The 22,633-nt window shown below is 66.5% G+C and carries 17 protein-coding genes and 6 pseudogenes; 12 read left to right on the forward strand and 11 right to left on the reverse strand.

Annotation, left to right across the window (positions count from 1 at the left end):
* Positions 1 to 247 precede the first annotated feature (247 nt).
* Together NHF48_RS13780 and NHF48_RS13785 are read left to right on the forward strand one after the other, a co-directional pair.
* Positions 248 to 1,735, forward strand: a complete 1,488-nt coding sequence (locus tag NHF48_RS13780) for a M23 family metallopeptidase (protein WP_253071428.1) — start codon at positions 248 to 250, stop codon at positions 1,733 to 1,735.
* A gap of 155 nt (positions 1,736 to 1,890) precedes the next feature.
* A complete protein-coding gene (locus tag NHF48_RS13785) occupies positions 1,891 to 2,205 on the forward strand; it encodes a YdeI/OmpD-associated family protein (protein WP_136188774.1) in 315 nt (104 codons plus the stop codon).
* A gap of 86 nt (positions 2,206 to 2,291) precedes the next feature.
* Here NHF48_RS13785 and NHF48_RS13790 read toward each other — a convergent pair.
* The 6 genes and pseudogenes from NHF48_RS13790 to NHF48_RS13815 form a co-directional block, all read right to left on the reverse strand.
* Positions 2,292 to 3,963: pseudogene (locus NHF48_RS13790) on the reverse strand (ATP-binding protein).
* A 114-nt stretch (positions 3,964 to 4,077) separates the two neighbouring features.
* The gene (locus NHF48_RS13795; RefSeq protein WP_056064071.1) at positions 4,078 to 4,797 is read right to left on the reverse strand and encodes a TIGR02186 family protein; all 720 of its coding nucleotides are present in this window, start codon (positions 4,795 to 4,797) and stop codon (positions 4,078 to 4,080) included.
* 35 nt (positions 4,798 to 4,832) lie between these two features.
* Positions 4,833 to 5,747 (reverse strand): sulfite exporter TauE/SafE family protein, encoded by a 915-nt coding sequence (locus NHF48_RS13800; RefSeq protein WP_253071429.1) that lies wholly within the window; start codon positions 5,745 to 5,747, stop codon positions 4,833 to 4,835.
* Between the two features lie 48 nt (positions 5,748 to 5,795).
* Entirely contained in the window at positions 5,796 to 6,449 is a 654-nt protein-coding gene (locus NHF48_RS13805) for a hypothetical protein (protein WP_253071430.1), read from the reverse strand.
* A 338-nt stretch (positions 6,450 to 6,787) separates the two neighbouring features.
* Positions 6,788 to 8,230 (reverse strand): glycosyl transferase family protein, encoded by a 1,443-nt coding sequence (locus NHF48_RS13810; protein WP_253071431.1) that lies wholly within the window; start codon positions 8,228 to 8,230, stop codon positions 6,788 to 6,790.
* Positions 8,231 to 8,481: 251 nt separating this feature from the next.
* Entirely contained in the window at positions 8,482 to 8,988 is a 507-nt protein-coding gene (locus NHF48_RS13815) for an outer membrane protein assembly factor BamE (protein ID WP_253071432.1), read from the reverse strand.
* Positions 8,989 to 9,122: 134 nt separating this feature from the next.
* On the opposite strand from NHF48_RS13815, the gene NHF48_RS13820 reads away from it, so the two are divergent.
* Positions 9,123 to 9,629: a ubiquinol-cytochrome C chaperone family protein gene (locus NHF48_RS13820; RefSeq protein WP_253071433.1), complete on the forward strand. Its 507-nt coding sequence runs from the start codon at positions 9,123 to 9,125 to the stop codon at positions 9,627 to 9,629.
* A complete protein-coding gene (locus NHF48_RS13825) occupies positions 9,626 to 10,150 on the forward strand; it encodes a YceD family protein (RefSeq protein ID WP_253071434.1) in 525 nt (174 codons plus the stop codon). Before NHF48_RS13820 ends, NHF48_RS13825 begins: the two co-directional genes overlap by 4 nt.
* A 241-nt stretch (positions 10,151 to 10,391) precedes the next feature.
* Here the strand turns inward: NHF48_RS13825 and NHF48_RS13830 are convergent.
* Positions 10,392 to 10,929: pseudogene (locus NHF48_RS13830) on the reverse strand (SixA phosphatase family protein).
* An 8-nt stretch (positions 10,930 to 10,937) separates the two neighbouring features.
* Positions 10,938 to 13,639, reverse strand: a pseudogene (locus NHF48_RS13835) (ATP-dependent DNA helicase).
* 262 nt (positions 13,640 to 13,901) lie between these two features.
* On the opposite strand from NHF48_RS13835, the gene NHF48_RS13840 reads away from it, so the two are divergent.
* Together NHF48_RS13840 and NHF48_RS13845 are read left to right on the forward strand one after the other, a co-directional pair.
* Complete coding sequence (locus tag NHF48_RS13840) at positions 13,902 to 14,207, forward strand: hypothetical protein (RefSeq protein WP_056053958.1); 306 nt, start codon at positions 13,902 to 13,904, stop codon at positions 14,205 to 14,207.
* Between the two features lie 58 nt (positions 14,208 to 14,265).
* Positions 14,266 to 15,831: a lysine--tRNA ligase gene (locus NHF48_RS13845; RefSeq protein WP_253071435.1), complete on the forward strand. Its 1,566-nt coding sequence runs from the start codon at positions 14,266 to 14,268 to the stop codon at positions 15,829 to 15,831.
* Positions 15,832 to 16,003: 172 nt separating this feature from the next.
* Here NHF48_RS13845 and NHF48_RS13850 read toward each other — a convergent pair whose 3' ends face one another.
* Positions 16,004 to 16,528: a hypothetical protein gene (locus NHF48_RS13850; protein WP_253071436.1), complete on the reverse strand. Its 525-nt coding sequence runs from the start codon at positions 16,526 to 16,528 to the stop codon at positions 16,004 to 16,006.
* A gap of 299 nt (positions 16,529 to 16,827) precedes the next feature.
* Here NHF48_RS13850 and NHF48_RS25175 point away from each other — a divergent pair.
* From NHF48_RS25175 to NHF48_RS13865, 4 genes and pseudogenes are all read left to right on the forward strand, one after another.
* Positions 16,828 to 17,406: pseudogene (locus tag NHF48_RS25175) on the forward strand (histone deacetylase family protein); the annotation flags it as partial.
* Positions 17,407 to 17,491: 85 nt separating this feature from the next.
* The gene (locus tag NHF48_RS25180) at positions 17,492 to 17,749 is read left to right on the forward strand and encodes a hypothetical protein (protein WP_342454751.1); all 258 of its coding nucleotides are present in this window, start codon (positions 17,492 to 17,494) and stop codon (positions 17,747 to 17,749) included.
* 49 nt (positions 17,750 to 17,798) lie between these two features.
* A pseudogene (locus NHF48_RS13860) lies at positions 17,799 to 18,395 on the forward strand (MFS transporter); the annotation flags it as partial.
* 79 nt (positions 18,396 to 18,474) lie between these two features.
* The gene (locus NHF48_RS13865; protein ID WP_253072433.1) at positions 18,475 to 18,987 is read left to right on the forward strand and encodes an MFS transporter; all 513 of its coding nucleotides are present in this window, start codon (positions 18,475 to 18,477) and stop codon (positions 18,985 to 18,987) included.
* Between the two features lie 163 nt (positions 18,988 to 19,150).
* On the opposite strand, the gene NHF48_RS13870 is transcribed toward NHF48_RS13865, so the two are convergent.
* Complete coding sequence (locus NHF48_RS13870) at positions 19,151 to 20,563, reverse strand: dipeptidase (RefSeq protein WP_342454656.1); 1,413 nt, start codon at positions 20,561 to 20,563, stop codon at positions 19,151 to 19,153.
* On the opposite strand from NHF48_RS13870, the pseudogene NHF48_RS13875 reads away from it, so the two are divergent.
* Positions 20,562 to 20,771: pseudogene (locus NHF48_RS13875) on the forward strand (acyltransferase family protein); the annotation flags it as partial. The gene NHF48_RS13870 and the pseudogene NHF48_RS13875 overlap by 2 nt on opposite strands.
* A gap of 40 nt (positions 20,772 to 20,811) precedes the next feature.
* Positions 20,812 to 21,594 carry a hypothetical protein gene (locus NHF48_RS13880; RefSeq protein WP_263817051.1) on the forward strand — a complete coding sequence of 261 codons (783 nt, stop codon included), beginning with the start codon at positions 20,812 to 20,814 and terminating at the stop codon, positions 21,592 to 21,594.
* Here the strand turns inward: NHF48_RS13880 and NHF48_RS13885 are convergent.
* Complete coding sequence (locus tag NHF48_RS13885; RefSeq protein ID WP_263817039.1) at positions 21,580 to 22,338, reverse strand: energy transducer TonB; 759 nt, start codon at positions 22,336 to 22,338, stop codon at positions 21,580 to 21,582. The genes NHF48_RS13880 and NHF48_RS13885 overlap by 15 nt on opposite strands.
* Positions 22,339 to 22,633: the final 295 nt, after the last annotated feature.

Below are 22,633 nucleotides of genomic sequence, written 5' to 3' on the forward strand. Positions count from 1 at the left end.
TTTCCCAACCGGGCCCCGGCCTTCGCCGGGTTGGTAGAAAGGTTTGGACGGTCTTCGAACCGGACAGTCAAAAGTCAGGGCATCCTTCTCCAAATCTCGTCCGCCCCGACCCGAGCACGCCCCGCCGCCGCCAAAGCCCACAATCACCCCGGTTAATTTGACTTTAGCATGTTCCCGCCACAACCCGACGACTGCGCCGGGGATGAAACGGCGCACGAGAATTCGGACGATTTCGGGGCGGGCACGCGTGTATTTGCAGAAGGATCAGGCGCTGGAACTGGCGGGCGGCGGAGCACGCGGATTTGGTCGTGCGCTCGATCGGCAACCGGATATCGCGCCAGAGGCTGCGCCTTCGCGGATCGACTGGGTGCCCGATCTCGGCGCACGGATCGGTAGTCGCGACTGGTGGCGCGGGCTCGCGACCTGCACCGTGCTGTGTGCCGCGACCGTCATGCTAGCGCCGGGGTTCAAGCCGCTGGTCGGTGTAGTGCCGTCGCCGCTAGCCGGCGCCGAGTGGGAGGAGACGCGGGCGCAAGGCATCGCGCCGCTCGGCCAGGGCGCGACTACCGGGCGGCGGATGGCGGCCAACGATCTCGTTGCCCCGCTCGCCAATGCCCCCGAACGTCCGACGCTCGAACTGTCGGCAACGCTCGGCCAGGGCGATGCGTTCGACCGGGCGCTGATGCGCGCTGGCGTCGGTCGGAACGATGCCGAAGCCGCGGCGGCGCTGGTCGCGCAGTCGGTCGATCCGAAGGCCATCCCGGCGGGCACGCGGATCGCGCTTACGCTCGGGCGGCGGCCGGATCGCACCGTCGCGCGGCCACTGGAGCAGCTCGATTTCCGCGCGCGGTTCGATCTGGCGCTGTCGCTGACGCGTGGTGCGGGCGGGCTGACCGTGAACCGCAAGCCGATCGCAATCGACTCGACCCCGCTGCGGATCCAGGGCCTCGTCGGCTCCAGCCTGTACCGATCCGCGCGTGCCGCCGGTGTTCCTGGAAAGGCCGTGGAGTCGTTCATCAAGGCGATCTCGACGCGACTTTCGATCGGCCGCGACGTGACGGCGGCGGACACCTTCGACGTCATCGTGGAGCGTGAGCGTGCCGCAACCGGTGAGACCCGGATCGGCGAGCTGCTGTTCGCCGGGATCGATCAGGGACGACGCAAGGTGCAGCTCGTGCGGTTCGCACCCGATGCGACGAACGTCGATACCGATGACGAGTCGAGTCGCGGCGGTTGGTTCGATGCGAACGGCCAGACCGAACGCCGCGCCGTTTCTGGCATGCCGGTCACCGGCCGGATCACGTCGAACTACGGCATGCGGTTCCACCCGCTGCTGGGCTTCACGCGCATGCACAAGGGCCTCGACATCGGCGCACCGTACGGATCGCCGATCCACGCGATGACCGACGGCATCGTCGCGTTCGCGGGGCGGACCGGCGGCTATGGCAACTTCGTCAAGCTTGTCCACGGTGGCGGGATGGCGAGCGGATACGGCCATATGAGCCGGATCGCGGTGTCATCGGGTACGCGGGTCCAGCAGGGCCAAGTGATCGGCTATGTCGGATCGACCGGCATGTCGACCGGCCCCCATCTCCATTGGGAAGTGTGGAAGAACGGCGCAGCGATCAACCCGCGCTCGGTCTCGTTTGCGAGCGTGGCGCAGTTGTCGGGGGAGAAACTGCGCGCGTTCAAGGCAAGGGTCGCTCAGCTGCTGGCAATACGGGTCGGCGCCTAACCATCTGATGAACGTCGACGCGGTGTGCGACGGCGGCATCGGCGGAATTTGTTGTTGGTTGCCCACTGTGAACCGTGCGCTCGTCATCAACGTGAGGAACGGCTATTCTTCGTGCGAATGGCCCATTGCATTGGGCGACATTGCTCGGAGGATGCGTGGCGAACTCTTTTCTTCACGGCACTGTCCATACCGCCAGCGACGATCTCCAGTCGGCGATCTGCTCCGATCCAAGCCTGTTCGCACTATGGCAGACGCTGACGCCGCTCGGCCGGAACGAGTTCATCTGCTGGATAGAGGACGCGAAACAGCCGAAAACGCGACAGCGCCGCATAGAGCGTACGGGTCAGGAGCTGTTCGAGGGCAAGAAGCGCCCCTGTTGCTGGGCGGGCTGCATTCACCGTACCGACAAGGCCCCGAGCCGATGGCAGCAGGCCGTCCTGATCGACCGAAAAACAAAGAACGGCATGTGATCACGTCCACGATCAGATCCCCTCTTTTACCGGAATATGGCTAGCGACGGATTATGCTTGCCGATCCCTGCACTGACCGATCGGACCTACTTCCCCTGTGCTCGCCAGCGCTGGATCGTGCGGCCGATGATCTGGTCCTCCCCCGCCGACGTCGCGCCACAGTTCGGAGAACAGCGGATCGCCCGAGGCGGGGCGTTTCTCCTCCTCCAATCCGTCGAAGCTTACACGGATCGGGATCGTCACGCCTTCGCCGCAGATGATGCATTCGCGATTACGTAGTGCGGGGATCGAATCGAGGAAGCCGCGCGCACCCTCGGGCATCGCCGCGCGGACGAAGGCCTGGTCGCGGTCGTTGTTGAGGCGCATTGCTATGATCGTGCCGCATTGCGACAGCACACCCTCCGCGAGATCCGACGGACGCTGCGTGATCAGGCCCAGCGACACGCCATATTTGCGCCCTTCCTTGGCGATTCGGCCGAGGATGCGCCCGACCGAACTGTTCGCCTCCTGCCCCGCCGGGATGTAGCGATGCGCCTCCTCGCAAACGAGCAGGATCGGGCGCTGCGGTTCGTTGCGCGACCAGATCGCGAAGTCGAACGTCATCCGCGCGAGCACTGCAACCACCACCGACGTAATATCCGACGGTACGCCCGACACGTCGATGATCGAGATCGGCTTGCCGTCGCCGGGCAGGCGAAAGATGCGCGCGAGGAAGCTCGCCATCGTGTCCGCCACCAGCATGCCGGAGAACATGAAGCCGTAGCGCGGGTCCGCTTTGATCTCGTCGATCTTGGACTTAAGCCGAAGATGGGGCGCGGTGTCGCCAGCGCGGTCCATCTTGCCCATCTCGGCGCTGATGATCGTCGTCAGGTCGCTGAGCATATAGGGTATCGGCGCGTCGACGGTGAGCTTTGCGATCTCCTGTCCGAGGCGGCTTTTCGCCTTCGCCGCGAGCAGGCATTTGGCGAGGATGTCGGCATCGAACTGCCGCGCGGAGCCGCTGCTGGTCAGGAAGACCTCGCAATGCTCCTCGAAGTTCATCAGCCAATACGGCATCTGCAGGTTCGACACGTCGTAGATCGCCCCGTTCGACTTGAACGCCGCGGCGTATTCGCCATGCGGGTCGATCATCACGATATGACCCTGCGGCGCGAGTTCGCAGATGCGGTGCAAGATCAGCGCGGCACTGGTCGACTTGCCCGTGCCGGTCGATCCGACGAGCGCGAAATGCTTGCCGAGCATCGCGTCGACGTACAGCGCGGCGGGGATGTCTGCTGTCGGATAGACCGTACCGATCGTGATGTTCGCACGGTCGTCGGCGGCATAGACCTGCTGCAAGTCGGCCGTGGTAATCGGGAACACCTCGCAGCCGGGCATCGGGTAGCGCGTGACGCCGCGGCGGAATCGATAGAGCTTGCCGGTAATCTTGTCCTCATCGCCTTCGCCGAGATAGTCGATCTCCGCCGCGACGCAGGTCCCGGCGGCATCCTCCAGCTTGAGCGAGCGGATATTGGCGACCAGCCACGTCGCGCCGACGCGCATCTTGATCTGGCTGCCGACCTGTCCGGCCGCTGCCACGACGGGATCGGAATCGTCGTGCAGCACCGCGATCGCGGCGCGATCGAGCAGGATACGGCTGCTCGATCCGGCGATCGCGAAGACGACGCCGACAGGTGCCGCCGCAGCGCTGGCGCCAGCGAATCCGCCCGTCAGGGGTGCCGCGCGCAAGAATGCGCCAGGTCCCGGCATGTCGCTCATCGCCGCAAAGTCTCCAGTCATTTCGAACCGACCCTGCCGCGATAATTGTAAATATCCGATGACGACGGTGTTGAACTTGCTGAGAAAACCACCGCGTTTAGTCGCCGTGACGCGCTAGACCCTGCGCGCGATCCAGCCTGCCGCCCAGCCGAGGAACACCGACAGCGCGACCGCCACCAGCCCGTAGGTCACCGAAGAACGATCCGCGGCGCGCGCGACGAATCGCTCGAAGCCCGATTTGCGGATGTCGATATCGCGAACCGCGGCCGCCAGGACCCGTCCGTCGCGAATCAGGAACGTCTCCGCGGTGAATCGGCCGACGGGCACGCGGGCGGGGATCGACACGCGCGCACGGTAGAGCACGCCGTCGGTGATCTCGACCGCACGCGGCGCCTCGTAATACAGGCCGGCACGGCGCTTGAGGTCGACGAGCCCCTTCTGGAAACGGTCCTGGATCGGCGCCGGTGCGCTCGACGCCGGCGACAATTGCAGGCTGTCGAGGCCGAGTTCGTAGATCGCGCGCGTCCGGTCGTCGACGAGACGGTCGATCGGTTTGGACGAGGCGATCGCGTAGAAACTGGGGGCGGAGCGGTATCGCAGGCGCGCGGCGTTGACCCAGATGCCGGCGACCTTCTCCTTCTCGCGCATCAGGATCGACTGGGTCGGGCCCTTGACGACGACGACGATGTCGGTGGGTTGCTCACCGGTCGGCAGGCGCCCGCCGGGATAGAGGATCGCACCGAACAGCAGCAGTTCGGCACCGGTGAAGCTGTAGGCGATCTCGATATTGCGCTGCGACACATCAGGGACGAGCACGGGCTTTGCCTGCGCCATCAACAATGGCGCGAGCAGAACTAGCCAGCCCGGCTTCACGACAGCGCGACCGAGAAGATCTCCTCGGGGCGCCAGACCAAGCCCAGCAGGATGCGTGCTCCGACCAGCAGCACCATGACCGCGAGTCCGAGACGGAGATATTCAGGGCGGAACTTGGTCGCGAACCGCGCGCCGACCTGCGCCCCCACCACCGAGCCGAGCAGGAGCAGTGCCGCCAGCACGATGTCGACGGCCTTGGTGGTGGTCGCGTGGACCATCGTTGCCACCGCCGTCACGAACAGCGTCTGGAACAACGACGTGCCCACCACGACCGACGTCGCCATGCCGAGCAGGTAGATCATCGCTGGGACGAGGATGAAGCCACCGCCGATGCCAAGCAGGATCGTGAGGATGCCGGTGAAGAACCCCAGCAACAGCGGCGCGAGCGGCGAGATGTAGAGCCCCGACGCGTAGAAGCGCGTCCTGAGCGGGAGCGCGGCGATGAGCGGGTGATGGCGGCGTTTGCGCGCCTTCGGAGGCCGGCCGGTCCGCGCGCGGCCGATCGTGCCGATCGATTCCTTCGCCATCAGGCCACCGATCGATCCGAGCATGACGACATAGACGATTGCGATCACCGTATCGATCTGGCCGCTCTGCTGGAGCAGACGGAACAGCCACGCACCGAAGAACGAACCCAAGATACCGCCCGCGACAAGAACGCCGCCCATCTTGGTATCGACGCCCTTGCGCCGGAAATGCGCGAACACGCCGGAGACGCTCGCGCCGGTTACCTGGCTCGCGGACGAGGCTGCGGCAACGGTTGGCGGGATGCCGTAAACGATCAGCAGCGGCGTCGTCAGGAAACCGCCGCCGACGCCGAACATCCCCGACAACAGCCCGACGCCCCCGCCGAGCAGGATGATGACGAGCGCGTTGACCGACAGGTTGGCGACGGGGAGATATAGATCCACGGCCGCAGCGTTACACCGGATTGCGCGGGCGGGGCTAGGCTCGACCGCTCAGAAGTCGCTACCGATCGACAGGGCCGGTCCGGAGCCCGGACGCGCGCCGCCGGCGATGCGTTCGCGCCAGTCGAGCGTCAGGCGGATCGTCTTGCGTGCGACCGGTAGCGCGGCGACGATCGAGGGTCCGATATCGAAGCGTTCGGCGTCGCGTTGTGCGCTTGCCCACGCACCGACGCCGATGTCGACGCTGGCCCCAGCAAGCGTCCCAAGCGGATGCGTCAAGCGTGCCGAGACATCGACAAAGCCTTCGATCCCGTCTCGCCCGATTGCGCCGGCTTGCCCGTACGCTTCCAGACGGAGACCGGGTGCGACGTCGGCCGGACCATAGCCGGCAATCACGCCGATCGTCGGTCCGCCACGTCCACCATCGAGCGCGAACCGTTGCTCGGCGACGAGGCGGATCGGCAGCCGCGTCGGTTGCCATTCGATCCCGAACGCCGCCTCCCGTCCGGCGCCTTTGAGCGGCGTGGCGACGCGCGCCACCAGCGCGACCTTACGCTGGCTGCCGAGCGCATAGGCTAGTCGCAAACCGCCCTGCGATGCGCCCAGCTGCCCGCCCGACACCGTACCGGCGGGACCACCACGCGCGAGCAGCCATGCGCTTCCGCTGAGACGACTCGGCGCCTTAGCGACTGAGGGCGGCGCCACCGGCGACGGAATTGCGTATGTCTGGGGCTCTACGACGGCGGCCAGATCAGGATGATCAGGCGATACCGTTAGTGGCGACATAGATGTTTGCGCTTGCCATGGCCGCGGCTTGGCGAACATCGGCGGTGCGACAACGACGCGTGTCATGGTCACCACCCGCGGAGGCACGCGGGGTCGCCCGAGAATCGCTGCGGCGACTTTCGGCACGAGCACTTCGATAACCCTTGGGATTATCTCCGTGGGTGGAAGTGAGGCGACTTCCGGCAACAGCAACGCCACGCGGACCATGACCCATCCGCCTAATGCCAATGCGAGAAAGCGCAGCGGGCGCCCGACACTCATCGTGCGGCGGCGGCGAGGCCTGAATCGTTGGCGGTGACGACATCGTAGGGCGGCAGGTCCGGAAACTCATGCCGCGTCTTGTCCCAGACCGGCGCGGCACCCCGCAGCATGCCGATATAGACGATCACCGCGCGCGGTGCGGCGATCAGCGAGACGAGGTTGCCGACTAGGAATCGCGGCAGCGCCCAGATCGCCTCGCGCATGCCATAACTGCGTCCCGTGAATATCATCCGCACGATCAACCGCCACGCCAGCAACCCGCCATTGGCGACGAGCAGCCAGAACGCGATCGGGTAGGCGCCGTTCGCGTAGGGTGACGCCCCGCCGGCTTGGCCATGCGCCAGCAGCGACAACACCCATATCGGCACCGCCAGATAGCCCACCGCGAGGATCACGACGGCCAGCGGCGCGCGCCGATCGCGCATTCGCATCCAGTGATCGGCGATCGCGCGGGGCTGCCCCCAGCCGGTACGATCCCAGCCCGCGAGTGCAATACCCATCATCCACCGCGTTTTCTGGCGGACCGAGCCGCCGAGCGTGCATGGGAAATACGCGCGTACCGCGACCACCGTCCCAGCGTCGTCCGCCGCAACGCGCGCGAAAATGCCGCGTGCACCTAGCTCTGCAAGTCGCAAGCCCAACTCGTAATCCTCGGTCAGACTGGTGGCGTCGAACGGATCGCCGCCCCGTGCCTGCCCAATCATCGCAAGGACGGCGGGTGCGATCGCACAGCCCGTGCCGGCGAGCGGCATCGCGGCGCCCAAAGCCGTCCGGACGACGATCTGCTTGGCGTGGGATTCGGCGAACTCGTCGGCATAATGCCCCGACACTAGCCGCGCACCGCGGTGGACTAGCGGCAGGACGGGAAGCTGGATGACGTCATACTGCTCGATCAGACTGTCGAAGACGCGCAACTCCTGCGCGTGCACGACGTCTTCGGCATCATGGAGCACGACCGCCTTGGTCGGTCGATCCGTCCCTGCCCCCTCGCGCAGATCGTCGCGACGCAGCGCGTGCCAAAGGGTGTTGAGGCAGTCGGCCTTGGTCGTCGGTCCGTCGCGTGGCCCGATCACGAGCCGGATCCGCAAGTCGCGCTCGGCGACCGCGGCAATCGCATCGATCGTTCCCCGGTCGTTCGGATAGGCGCCGACATAGATGCGGTAATTATCGTGATCGTAGCGATCGAGCGCGGTCGTCAGCATCCCGCCGATCACCGCAACCTCGTCCCACGCCGCGACGAACACAGCGATCCGTCCTGCAATGCGCGGCGACGGCAGAGTGGCGAGAGTCAGGCGAGCCCGGCCGCCGTGCCTGATCCGGTGACCGATATAGACCAGATCGACCAGCAGATCATCGATACCACCGAGTAGCAGTCCGACGCCCGCAAACAGCAGCATCTCGCGCGCGGACGCGTCGATGATCCACAGCGACTCGCCCAAGCCACACCCCCGGACGGAGGGTACCGCAAGTCACCGTCGTAACGGATATAGTCTTATCGAGAACGGATGTTTGTCGTTTTCTCGAATTACGGCGGCACATGGCGAACCATCGCGTCGAACGTGCGTTACGACGATGATCCCTTTCCCCCCTTTCGGGATCGGCGCCGATGATGCCCGGCCCGGCCGCACCGCTGCTCAGGCACGCGGTGCGGCCTAACCGGCCTCCGGACTGTCCAGCGGATGCCTAGCCTTTACGGCTGATTGCGGCCACCGCCACCAGTGTTGCTGCCATTGCCCTGACCGCCGCCAGCCCCAGCCGCGCCGACCGTGCCGATATTGCCGAACAGATCCTGGAAGAATCCGCGCTCGCGACCCAGCGTCGGCGTCTTCTTGCCATAAGGTGCGATCGACGCGACCTGCTCGAGCCCGCCGCGGCGGATCGCGGTGACGGTGCCCTTTTGGTCAAAGCTGATCTGCAACGTGATCTGCGCATTCGCGCGCGGGTTGCGGAAGGCGAGATTGCGGCTGTCGCGCGCGAGATAATACCAGTCGCCCTGGTCGAACTGCCCGGCCAGCGTCGGCTTGCCCAGCGTGGCGAGCACCGACTGGCGGTTGTCGACACCCGGCTGGACCGAGTTCACGAGGTCGGTATCGACGACATAGCCCTGGTGCGACCGCAACTGGGTGCAGCCCCCACTGGCCAATGCAGCGACCGCAAGTGCGACGGCGAGACCCGTACGGGCGGAAAACACGCTCATATAAACTCCCAACCGGGGCACGCGAAAACACGTGACGGGTCCCACGCGATTGCATCGGCCGCCGATCGCCTCGATATGCGAGGATGCGCGGGCAAACAAGCCGAAGCGCGGCTTCGTGGCGAGGACGATAGATTTTGAGCTGGTTGGGAAGACTGCTCGGCGAGAAGCCCGACGAGGCGCTGCCGCTGTACAACGCCGTCATCGGCCGTGCCCGCGCCGAACATTGGTACCGGGAGGGCGCGGTGCCGGACACCGTCGACGGCCGGTTCGACATGATCGCGACCTTGCTGGCGATCGTCATGCTGCGGCTGGAGACGGAGCCCGCTGGCGGCGAACCCGCCGCGCGGCTGGCGGAACGCTTCGTCGACGACATGGACGGGCAGCTCCGCGAGATCGGGATCGGCGACATCATCGTCGGCAAGCATATCGGCAAGATGATGAGCATGCTTGGCGGGCGGCTTGGTGCCTACCGCGACGGGCTGGCGGCGGGCGATATCGCGCCGGCGTTGGTACGAAACCTGTACCGGGGCGCGGCGCCGGATGATGCCGCGCTGACGCATGTACGTGAGGCGGTGATGGCGTTTCATGCGGGGCTGGCTGCGACGCCACTCCCGAATCTGTTATCTGGAGAATTGCCGTGAAGCCCGAGTTCAGCCGTCCCGAACGCCTCGACACGATCGGCGAGCGCGAACGGATCGTCGAGATCGTCGCGACCGAGGACGAGCGCGCAGCGATGGCGAAGCGGTTCGCGCTGCTGTCGATCACGCGACTCGACGCTCGACTCGGGATCAAGCGCACCGACAGCGGCATCGTCGTGAAGGGGCGCGTGACTGGCGCGGCGGTGCAGGCGTGTTCGGTGACCGACGAGCCGCTCGATACGCAGATCGACGAGCCGGTTGCGTTGCTGTTCGTCGATCAGCTCGTTTCGGAGGGCGACGAGGTCGAACTGTCCGACGATGCGCTCGATACGGTCGCGATCGAGGGCGGGACGATCGATCTTGGCGAAGCGGCGGCGGATACGCTGGCACTGGCGATCGACCCGTTTCCAAGGGGCCCGAATGCGGCGGCGGCGCTGGCCGCGGCGGGCGTAATCAGCGAGGACGAGTTCCGGCCGGCGAATGCGTTCTCGGATCTGAAGGCGAGGATGGCTGAGAAGAGCTGAGTATCTTCCGCGTCTTAATCTTGTTGAGAGTGAGCTTACTCCAACCACCTGCACCACCCCGGCGAAGGCCGGGGCCCAGTTGGAAAGGTGGTCGTAACGAAACGTTGCCCTTCGTTAGCGACGTCCCCGACTGGGCCCCGGCCTCCGCCGGGGTGGTAGGCGTTTGGGGAATCTACCGCCCCTTGTTCTCCCGCGAAGGCGGGAGCCCAGTCTGGGTCCCCGCCTTCGCGGGGAAAGAACTTTAGTCAGCGTCGGGCCCTAAAGTCGGATCGAGATCGCGGGGGGCGGATGAAGCGGGTCAGGCGGGCGGTGCCGGTTGCGATGCTCGCCCAGTCCCCCTCGAACTGAAGCTCCGCAATACTGGCCGTCGGATATTTGTCCTCGACAGCATCGCGCAACGGGTCAGCCCCATCCGCGACCAGCATCAGGACGAGATCCTCCAACCCCGGATTGTGCCCGACCAGCAACGCGCTCTCCGCCTCGGCCGGAAACCCGTGGACCACATCGAGCAACGTCGCAGCCGAAGCCAGGTACACCCGCCGATCCAGGTCCGGCGCGATCGTCCGCCCATAGCCCGATTCGATCTGCGCCAAAGTCTCCGAAACCCGCACCGCCGGCGAGGCGATCGCATGATCGAATGCCAATCCCAACGACCGCATGTGCCGACCGACCATCGCCGCGGCGCGCTTGCCCTTGGCATTGAGCGGACGGTCGAAATCGCGCGCGACCGGATCGTCCCAGCCGGACTTGGCGTGGCGCAACAGCGTCAACGTCTTCATGGCAATCCTCAAGCCGGTTCGCGGCGTTCATGCCCTACCGGCGCTCGCGAGGAAAGCCGGCTTGCGACTCGGGCTACCGCTTCTTCGAGCGTCACGCGGGCGATCGGCACGCCCGGCGGGAACGCGCTGAGCAGTCGCGACGGCATCGCGGCGGACAGCATCACAAACACGCCCGGATCGTCGGCGCGGCGGATCAACCGGCCGAATGCCTGCGCGAGCCGAGCCCGAACGAGCCGGTCGTCATACGCCGAACCACCGCCCGCGAGCCTGCGTGCGGCGTGCAGAACCGAGGGTTTGGCCCAGGGTACGCCCTCCATAACAACGAGCCGCAGCGACTCACCAGGTACATCGACGCCGTCTCGGAGCGCATCTGTACCAAGCAGCGACGCCCCCGGATCATCGCGGAAAATGTCTACCAACGTACCGGTGTCGATCGGATCGACGTGCTGCGCGTGGAGCGGCAGGCCTTCGCGCGCGAGTCGATCGGCGATGCGGCCATGCACGCCGCGCAGTCGCCGGATCGCGGTGAACAGCCCGAGCGTTCCGCCGCGACTGGCAACGATCAGCTGCGCATAGGCGTTGGCGAGCGCGCCGATGTCGCCGCGCTTTACGTCAGTGACGATCAGCACTTCGGCTTGGCGCGTATAGTCGAACGGGCTCTTCGCCTCGAACCGTGCGGCGGGGCGCAGAAGATGCGGCGCGCCGGTGCGGGCTTCGGCGACTTCCCAATCGCCGCCGCCGGTTAGCGTCGCCGAGGTGACCAGTGCACCGTGCGCGGGCTTCAGGACAATCTCGGCGAACGGGCGGGTCGGGTCGAGCCAGTGGCGGTGGAGGCCGATATCGAACTCGCGGCCTTCGATCCGGTCGACCGCGAGCCAGTCGACGAAATCGCCATCGACCGGCCCGCCGACGCGCGCGAGCAGCGACAGCCACGACGCCACCGTCTCCGCCCGCCAGCCGATCGAGGCGATCGCGCCTTCGACTCGTGCGCGGGCGGGCGCGTCCATCCAGTCGGGGGCTTCGGCTAGCACGGCTTCGAGGCGACGACCGAGCGTTACGAGCGGGCGGACGAGTGCGTCGAGCGCGGCGGCGGCGGGCGCGGCGGCCTCGATCAGCGTCGCGTCGGGTTCGGCGAGTTCGGTCTCCAGGCCGTATCCCGCGTCGCCCGGCTGTTCGGCCCGCGCGTAGGTGAGCCCACGGACGGCAGCGAGCAGCGTCTCGATCGGCCCGAACGGCGCACCCTCGCCGAGCCGTTGCAGCCAGCCGTCGGACGCCAGCGCCCCCCGCCGCGGTCACCGCATCACTGATCGCCCGCGCACCCTGCTCGTCGTAGCTGGCGAGATCGGACAGGCGTGCGGCGAGCCCCCGCCGCCGCCCGCGACCGCTCGATTCGGGGCCGAGGATCCAGCGGCGCAGTTCGATCGTCTCCGCACCGGTCAGCGCTGTCGCGAACATCGAATCGGCGGCGTCGAAGATGTGATGGCCTTCGTCGAACACGTACCGCGTCGGTCGGGTCGCGAGTTCGCGGCCCCGCGCCGCGTTGACCATCACCAGCGCGTGGTTGGCGATGACGATGTCGGCGTCGGACGAAGCGCGGGCGGCGCGCTCGATGAAGCATTTCCGGTAGTGCGGGCAGCCGGCATACACGCACTCGCCGCGCCGGTCGGTCAGGGCGGTCGAGCCGTTGCGGCGGAACAGCGTCGGCAGCCAGCCGGGCAGGTCGCCGCCGACCATGTCGCCATCTGCGCTATATGCGGCCCAGCGCGCGACGAGGTGCGCGAGAATTGCAGCGCGGCCTGCGAACCCGCCCTGCAACGCGTCCTCCAGGTTTAGCAGGCAGAGGTAGTTCTCGCGCCCCCTTCCGCGTAACGACCTTGGCCTTCCGGATCGCGGCGTCGGGATAGAGCCGCGCGGTTTCCTGGCCGAGCTGGCGTTGCAGCGTCTTGGTGTAGGTCGAGATCCACACCGCACCGCCGGCCTTCTCCGCCCAGAGGGAGGCAGGAGCAAGATAGCCGAGCGTCTTGCCAATCCCGGTGCCGGCCTCGGCGAGGACGAGGTTCGGCGTATCGCGCATCGCCCGTGGCGCGAACGCGGCAGTGGCGGCGCCGGCATAGGCACGCTGGCCGGGACGTTCCTCGGCGCCGTGGCCGGTGAGATCAACGAGCCGCGCCTCGGCATCGCCCGGCTCGATCGTCACGGTACGCGGAGCGGGTCGCGGTGCGTGCTCCTCCCATTCGGGCAGCGACGAGAACAGCCAGCGTTCGTTGACCGCCGGCTTCTTCAGCCGCTCGGCAACGACCGGCGCCCAAGGCCAACGCAGCCGAAACAGCGATTGCGCCGCGGTCCACGCGCCCTCGCGCTCGGGCCAGTCGCCATCGGTGAGCGCCAGCATCGCTTCGGCCGCGCGGAGGAGGAACGGCGCAACTTCCCCGTCCTCGGTCGGCACGTCGAGGCCGGTGACCCGCGCAATCCCCTTCGGCGTCGGCACCGCGAACTGCGCGGGGCGGAGGAACGCGTAGAGTTCGAGCAGGTCGAGCCCCGACAGATCGGGATATCCGAGTCGCTGCCCGACCAGCGGCGCATTGAGCATGATGACCGGCGTATCGGCCGCGATCCGGAACGCCTCGCCCCGCCCGATCGGACGCGCGCCGTCCACATTCGCGATCCAGATGCCGGCGTGGCTGGCGTGGAGGGCAGGATAGCGAAGCACCGAGAGACCTTGCTGCAATGAGAACGAAAGGGCAACCTCTCGCTGCTTGTTCTTCCGCGAAGGCGGGAGCCCAGTCTGGATCCCCGCCTTCGCGGAGAAACACGCTGTCGTCGGTTTCAGCCTGAAGTGCTGCACCCCTCGCGGTTGTGCAAACCTCCACCAACAAACTCACCCATATCGGCCGTTACGCAACCGGCACGGTTCACGTGCGTTGCGCACTCATCGATACCGAACTTTATCTACATCAACAGGGATGATCATCATGCGGAAGTTTCTCATGGCGCTGAGCGCGCTCTCGCTCGCAATCCCGGCCGCCGCCGTCATCCCCACGGGCAAGGCCGAAGCACGCTCGAAGCGCGAATATCGCGGTCATGACCGTCGTTACCGCGCCAAGCGCTGCCGGCATTCGAGCGGCACGACCGGTCTCGTCGCAGGCGGCGTCGGCGGCGCGGTGCTCGGCAATGCGGTAGGCGGCGGGCTGCTCGGCACGCTGGCCGGCGGTGCAGCGGGCGCGCTCGGCGGCCGTGCGGTCGACCGGACGATCACCGCAAAGGATCGTTGCCGCTAAGACGCCTGCGGCGGTGGGGGGTGACGGACACGAATGCACGCGCTAGTCGCGCTGTATCATGACCGACGAACTCCGCACCGCCGCCCTCGAGTCCAAAGCCTGGCCGTACGAGGAGGCGCGCAAACTCCTCAAGCGGTATCCGAACGGCAAGTCGGGCGACCCGGTGCTGTTCGAGACGGGCTATGGACCGTCGGGCCTGCCGCATATCGGCACGTTCAACGAGGTGTTGCGTACGACGATGGTGCGCAACGCCTTCCACGCGCTGAGCGATACGCCGACGCGGCTGATCGCGTTCTCGGACGACATGGACGGCCTGCGCAAGGTTCCGGACAATGTCCCAAATGGCGACATGCTGCGCGAACATCTCGGCAAGCCGCTGACGCAGATCCCCGATCCGTTTGGCACGCATTCGAGCTTCGCTGCGCATAACAACGCGATTCTGCGCGAATTCCTCGACCGCTACGGCTTCGACTACGAGTTCGCCTCGTCGACCGAATATTACACGTCTGGGCGGTTCGACGAGGCGCTGAAGGGCGTGCTTCGTCACTTCCAGGGCATCCAGGACGTGATGCTGCCGACGCTGCGGACAGAGCGTCGCGCGACCTATTCGCCGGTGCTGCCGATCTCGCCGACCAGCGGTATTGTGCTGCAGGTGCCGATCGAGGTGATCGATGCCGAAGCGGGCTTGATTGCGTTCGAGGATGAAGGCCAGCGGATCGAGCAGTCGGTGCTCGGCGGCAAGGCGAAGCTGCAGTGGAAGGTCGACTGGGCGATGCGCTGGGTCGCGCTCGGCGTCGATTACGAGATGGCGGGCAAGGACCTCATCGATTCGGTCACCCAGTCGTCGAAGATCGCACGCGTGCTGGGCGGGCGCCCGCCAGAGGGCTTCAACTACGAGATGTTCCTCGACGAGAACGGCGAGAAGATCTCGAAGTCGAAGGGCAATGGGCTGAGCTTGGAGCAGTGGCTGACCTACGGCCCCGAGGAATCGCTGGCCTTCTACGCGTATCGCGAGCCGAAGAAGGCGAAGTCGTTGCACATGGGCGTGATCCCGCGCGCTGTGGACGAATATTGGCAGTTCCGCGGCAATTACGCGGGCCAGGATCTGAAGCAGCAGCTCGGCAATCCGGTCCATCACATCCATGACGGCAAGCTGCCGACCGGCGAGCTGCCGGTGACATTCGGACTGTTGCTCAATCTCGTCGGCGTGATGGGCGATGCGAGCAAGGAGCAGGTCTGGGGCTATCTTGCCAACTATGTGCCGGATGCGTCGGCGGCCAAATACCCCGAGCTCGACCGGCTGATCGGCTACGCGCTGGCCTATAGCCGCGATTTGGTCGCTCCGACGTTGAAGCGGCGTGCGCCCGAGGGTGTCGAGGTCGCGGCGCTGGAGCGGCTGGATGCGGAACTCGCCGCGTTGCCGGATGGGGCGAGTGCGGAGGATATCCAGAACATCGTCTACGAAATCGGCAAGACCGGCGGGTTCGAGAACCTGCGCGACTGGTTCAAGGCGCTGTACGAGACGTTGCTGGGCTCGGAGCAGGGTCCGCGCATGGGGAGCTTCATCGCGCTGTACGGGGTGGCGAACTCGCGGAAGCTGATCGCGGAAGCGTTGGCGCGATAAGCGACCGGCGTTACCCTTATCCTTCCCTATCCCGTGGGCATGAGGAACAGCCAAACGCGACGAAGGGCTGTCAGGCTGACCGCCCCACGACTACGGGGAGACCATGTTCAAAACCTGTTCCGACGCTGCATTGGCCGCTTACGCTCGGAAGCAGCTATCTCGTGCCTTCGAGCTATCTTCGTGGTTCAGCTCGGACGCTGCCATCGGGGCACCGCACTTTCCACCGCAACGGCATAAGCAAACGCGCAGCACCGTTCGGAGCGCGCTCGATCAGAAGTGTCACGCAGTCTTGCAACGGCTGTATGCGGGCGAAGGTCGCTTCGTCGATACGTAGCGTCACCCGGTGTGCGTCGAACGGGTTGATCACGCGCGCTTCGTAGAACACCCGACCGCTGCGACTGGTCCGTGTGTCCTTTTCCGCAACGAGAACAGTCGTCTCCTCTTCCATACCTCCTCGACCGAAGCTGATGGCCTCTTGGACTCGGTCGCCAAGGGCTACCAGATCAAAGCCAAGGAGTAGCGGCAGCATAATCCACAGCGCGACGCGACTCAGCTTTTTGGTCGACACATAGGTAAGGCCAGTGATACGGTAAGCCGACCACAGGCCCATCGCGACGCCGGCCAGCCCCAACGGCCAATCGAGATCGGGGCTTGGCTCAACCAGAAGCGGGGTGCCGTCGAACAGCAGCCCCGCCAAGACGAATCCAGCTAGCGCGATCACGAATGCACCAGCAGTCTGCAGGGAGTTCGCGCGCTGATTCACAAGGAGACGGTACGACGGAAGTTCGCGTGCAACCAGTTTCAAACGTTCCTTTGCGCGTCGAACTGCGGCATGCGTACCTATCGGTTCGCGGACCCTCAAGGTGACCCGTGGGTTCTGTCATCATGACGCATGCGCAAGGGAAAATAGAGATGCGGCTGTTCTTCGAAGACGGCCAGCGAACCCACGCCCCTGCGCGCGAACTCCATAACGGCGCATTCACCGCCTATGCCGAAATGCCCGCGCGCATCGACGCTATCCTCCGCGCGATCGGTCCGGTCGAGACGCCGCAGGATCGTGGCGAGACGCCGATCCTCGCCGTTCACTCACCCGCCTATGTCGCGTTCCTGAAGGAAGTCGCGCGACTGTGGCGCGAGGCGGGGCGAGAGGGCGATGCGATCCCCTACACCTTCCCGATCCGCGGCCGCCGTCCGCTCGATCTCACCCGGATCGACGCACTGATCGGCGCACACAGCTTCGACGCGACCACGCCGATCACGCCCGAGGCCTGGGCCGCCTCCTATGGCAGCGCGCAGTCCGCGCTCGCCGCGACGCACGCCGTGCTCGACGGCGACCGTGCGGCGTTCGCGCTGTGCCGCCCGCCCGGCCATCATGCCGGCGCGGATTATTGCGGCGGATATTGCCACCTCAACACCGCCGCGATCGCCGCGCAGGCCGCGCGCGACGCCGGTGTCGCCCGCGTTGCGATCCTCGACATCGACTATCACCACGGCAACGGCACGCAGGACATCTTCTACGCCCGCAGCGACGTGTTCTACGCCTCGGTCCACGCGGATCCGAAGACCGACTACCCATTCTACTGGGGCCATGCCGACGAGACGGGCGAAGGTGAAGGGCTCGGCACAACCCTGAACCTGCCCCCTCCCCCATGGCACACGGATCGAGGCTTTCCGCACCGCGCAGACCACCGCGCTCGACGCGATCGCCACGTTCGACCCCGGCCTGCTCGTCGTCAGTTTCGGCGCGGACACGTGGGAGGGCGATCCGATTTCGCACTTCAAGCTGACCACGCCCGACTATACGGTCCTCGCGCGCGATATCGCCGGGCGTGGCTGGCCGACCGCGATCGTCATGGAAGGCGGCTACGCGGTCGACGCACTCGGCCACAACGTCGCGAGCTTCCTGAGTGGCTTCTGAAGCGCCTATCGCTCTCGGCACGCCGGCCTACCGCCGCCTTACGCTGGCGATGCTGTTCGCGGGGTTCTCGACCTTCTCGCTGCTCTATTCGGTGCAGCCGTTGCTGCCACTGTTCGCCGCGCAGTTCGGGCTGACCGCGGAGGGCGCATCGCTGGCGGTGTCGCTGGCGACGGGGCCACTGGCGATCGGCATCCTGTTCGCGGGGTTCGTCTCGGACCGGGTCGGCCGGCGTCCGTTGATGATCGCGGCGATGTTCGCGGCTGGTGCGCTGACCTTGGCGGCGGCGGTCGTGCCGGGGTGGAGCGGCTTGCTCGTGCTGCGATTCCTGACCGGGGTCGCGCTGGCGGGCGTGCCGGCGGTGGCGATGGCCTATGTCGCCGAAGAGGTCGACGCAGGCTCGGTCGGCGCGGCAATGGGGCTGTATATCGCCGGCAGCGCACTCGGCGGCATGGCGGGGCGACTGGTCGTGAGCGTCGTCGCCGATCTTGAAGGCTGGCGCTGGGCACTAGCCGCAGTCGGCGTCGCAGGCCTCGCAATGGCGGAGGCATTCCGTCGGCTCGCGCCGCTCTCGCGCAATTTCACGCCGAGCGTTGGGCGGCCTGGCGCATTGTTACGGAGTGCTGGGTCGTTGTTCACCGACCGCGCGATGCCGCTGCTGTATCTCGAGGCGTTCCTCCTGATGGGCGTGTTCGTCACGATCTATAATTATGCTGGCTTCCGGTTTGATGAGCCCGCCCTACGGCCTCAGCCAGGCGGCGGTCGGCGGGGTGTTCCTGCTGTACGTGCTGGGGTCGGTGAGTTCGGCGAAGTTCGGCACGCTCGCGGGGCGGCTCGGGCGGCGGAAGGTCTTCTGGATACCGGTCGTGCTGCTGATCGCCGGGGTCGCGCTGACCGCAATGACGCCGCTGGTGCTGGTGATCGCCGGGATCGCAGTGGTGACGATTGGATTCTTCGGCGCGCATTCGATCGCCAGCGCCTGGGTTGGCCGCCGCGCGCAGGTTGCAGGCGGCGGCGGCTCGCGCGGGCAGGCAGCGGCGTTCTACCTGTTCTTCTATTACATGGGGTCGAGCGTGCTGGGGTCCGCCGGCGGGTTCGCCTGGACACACGCCGGCTGGCCGGGGGTAACGGCGTTCTGCCTTTTGCTCGGTGTGGCCGCGCTGGTGATCGGGCTGGTGTTGCGCACGGTGCCTCCGCTGGTGGTAGAGCCGCCGGCGGCGCAGCGGATGCCGGATCCTTGAAGGGTAGATTCTCCCCTCCCTGGAAGGGAGGGGTTGGGGTGGGTTGGCCAGTTTGAGCCACCAGCGCGGGAATTTGCGGAACCCGACCCACACCCCGCCCCCTCCCTTCCAGGGAGGGGAGAAGAAGTCCGGCTTCACTCAGACTTGGGAACGGGAACCCGCTCTACCGCGACGCCACATCCGTCGCGTCGAACGGCGGCATACCCGCCATCCCCTTCGCGACGGCTTCGACCCGCTCCATGACGCGGAGGACGTTGCCTCCGGACAGCTTCGCCAGATCGCCATCGCTCCACCCCCGGCGTGCCAGTTCGGCGAACAGCAGCGGATACCCGTCGACCCCCTTTAGGCCGATCGGCCCGGTCCCCTGGATGCCGTCGAAATCGCCGCCGATCCCGACATGATCCCGACCGGCGATCTTCGCGGTATGCTCGACGTGATCGGCGACCGTCGCGGCGGTGACCCGTGGCTCCGGGTGCGCCGCGTCCCACGCCACCAGCGGCGCAGGCGATTTAGCGCCATAGACGTTCGCGGGCACGCCGACGCTCTTCGCATAGGCCGAACGCGCGACGTCCCAGGCGCGCCACTCGCTCGACAGGAACGACGGATAGAAGTTCACCATCACCACGCCGCCGTTCGCGCCGATCGCCCGAAGCAGGTCGTCGGAAATGTTGCGCGGCGCATCGGCGATCGCCCGCGCGCTGGAGTGCGAGGCGATCACCGGTGCCTTGGTCGCAGCCAGCGCAGCGGCCATCGTCGCATCGGAGACATGCGACACGTCGACGATCATGCCGATCCGGTTCATCTCGGCGACCACCTGCCGCCCGAAATCGCTCAGCCCGTTGGTACGTGGTGCGTCGGTCGAGCTGTCCGCCCAGTTCAGGCTCTTGCCGTGCGTCAGGGTCATGTACGCCACGCCGAGCGCGCGATATTGGCGCAACACCGACAGCCGCCCATCGATCTGATGCCCGCCCTCGACGCCGATCAGCGAGGCGATCCGCCCGCTCTTCTCGATCCGCCGGATGTCTGCGGCAGTGGTGGCGAGTTCGAATGCCGCCGGGTTGGCGGCGACTAGGCGCCGAACGATGTCGATCTCTTCCAGCGTCATCTCGACCGCGCGCGGTGCGTCAGCGGGGATGTAGACCGACCAGAACTGGCCGCCGACATGGCCCTTCCGCAGCCGAGGAATGTCGGTCTGCAGCGGGTTCGGCAGCCGCGCGGTGTCGACGGAAAGATCGACCGCCTCGACCTTCGCGTCGTGCAGCTCGCGAATCTCCCAGGCGAGATCGTTATGCCCGTCGATCACCGGACTGCGTTCCAGCACGCGCTCGACACGGCGCGATAGGGCCGCGTCGGGGCTCGCCTGCGCGGCCAGCAGCAGGAATGCGGCGATCATGTCTTGGTCCCCCATGGCGTCCACTCCATCCTGAAGGAGGTGTTCGCGCACGACAAGCCGGGTAAGGCGCTCGCCGAACGTGAGAAGAGGTTCGGAATTGTACACGGGAATGGCCGAACCGGCGCGTGAGGCGGATGGCCGGCTCTCCACCGCGATCGCGATCGCGCGGCTGATCGGGATCATGGGGATCGTCTACGTCCACGCCTGGACCGGACGCACTGCTGAGGAATTGGCGGCGGTGGCGTTCAGTTGGCAGGCGGTGCTGCGAACGGTGCTGAGCGAAGTGTTCGGGCGCAGCGCGGTGCCGGTGCTCGGGATGATATCCGGCTGGCTGGTCGTCTCGACCGCGACGCGCCAGGGCTACGGCCCATTTCTGCTCGGCAAGGCGCGGACGATCCTGCTGCCGATGCTGCTGTGGAATGCGATCGCGATTGTGCTGGTGGGGGGCGGCGGCGACGTTCGGCGACCTGAAAGCGCCGACGCCGTCGAGCATCGGCTGGACGCTCAACGAACTGGCGCCGCTCGTCCGTGCGAACGACGTCAACGTGCAGATGCCGTTCCTGCGCGACCTGTTCGTCTGCATGATGCTCGCCCCGGTTCTGGTCCGTGCGTCGACAGCGTGGCTGGCGCTGATCGTATCGATCGTGGTCGTGTGGAGCGTATCCGGGGTGCACGTCCCGCTGTTGCTGCGACCGCAGATCCTGGTCTTCTTTATCGCTGGAATGGCCGCGCGGCGATTTGGCGTGGCGGAGCGGGTGGCGAGGTGGCCCGTAGTCCTATGCGCGCTGCCATTCGTCGCACTGATCGCGCCGCGGCTGTGGACCGCGTTGCTCGGGAACGCGTTCTTCGACGCACATCCGTATATGATGGCGGCATTCGACATGGTGTTTCGACTGGCCTCGGCGGTGCTGTTCTGGCGGCTGGCCTGGGGCTTGGCGGGGAGCAACGTCGCGGACCGGTTGCGCGGAATCGAGCGCTATGGGTTTCTCGCATTCTGCGATCACTTGGTGCTGCTGTGGCTATTCGGGCCGGTGATCGGATTGGCGACCGGCGCGCTGGGTGCGGCGCTATATCCCGCGTATCTGCTGGTCCAGCCGCTGCTGGTGTTCGGCGTCACGATCGTGCTGGGGCAGGTGCTGATGGCGCTATCGCCGTCAGTCGCGCGGGTGCTCAGTGGCGGCCGGCTGGGGCGGTCGGCTTCAGTTACCGCGTGACGGCGGCCCTAACTGGTTCACCCATTCCTGGTTGTGGACGACGGTCGAGCGGACCGGTCGACCGGCGGCGTCGAGCCAGGGACGATAGCGGAAGCGCAGTTCGATCAGGCGGCAGGTGATCGCGTCGAGCACCGCGTTGCCGCTGGAGCGCGTGATCATGCAGTGCGTGACGCTGCCGTCGGTCTCGACGGTGTAGCGCACGCCGACGATCCCGCCCGCACCGATTACCGCCTCGGCATTGGGGAAATCCTTGTTCTTGAAGCGGCCTTTGATGAGGCGGGGCGGAGTCTCGTCGCCACCGTCGCCGTCGCCATTTCCGGAGCGCCCGCTACCGGTGCCGTTCCCTTCGCCGCCTGCTCCGGTCCCTGGGCCAGGAACGGGCGCGGCGCCGCTAGTGGCGTCGCTACCGGGGCCCGGTTTCAGTGTAGCGATGACCGGGGGCGGTGGAACGATCGGGGGGATGATCGGCTTGGGAACGACGACTTCGGTCGCCTTCGAGCGCAGGTTGGCGGGGGAAGCCGCGCCTTCGGGGCGGTGGCTTTTCGCTGGGCGGGGGATGATCTTTTCAGGCGGCGGTGGAGGGGGATTCGGGCCAACCGAAAAGGTCTTCAGCGCATCGGGGATAGCGGTGGGAATGCTGACGCCAAGCCCGAGGATCAGCGCGTAGCCGATGACGGCGCAGAGTATCGCCGCGCTGGCCGCGGATATCAGGCGGTCGCGCGGGTTCGAGTGGACGCCGTACATGCTGGTCAATTGGGGGAGGCGTGCGGTGGGAGGCAACTGCGCACGAGGAAGCGAGAACGATCTCGTACTCTGGACGTATTCGGTACTTATCCCGCTTCGAAAGATGCACCTCCCCGGCGCAGGCCGAGGTCCAAGTGGAAAGGGCGATGTAACGGAGGCCCGTCCGTCGTCACCTTCGTTTCCCAATCGGGCCCCAGCCTTCGCCGGGGAGGTGGTTACTTTGTCAGATAGACCGCGTTTGTAAGCGTATCGGTTCGACGCCGGCCGACGTGCATGTTCGGCAGACACAATAGCG

The organism is Sphingomonas sp. H160509 (assembly GCF_024124765.2).
GTDB lineage: Bacteria > Pseudomonadota > Alphaproteobacteria > Sphingomonadales > Sphingomonadaceae > Sphingomonas.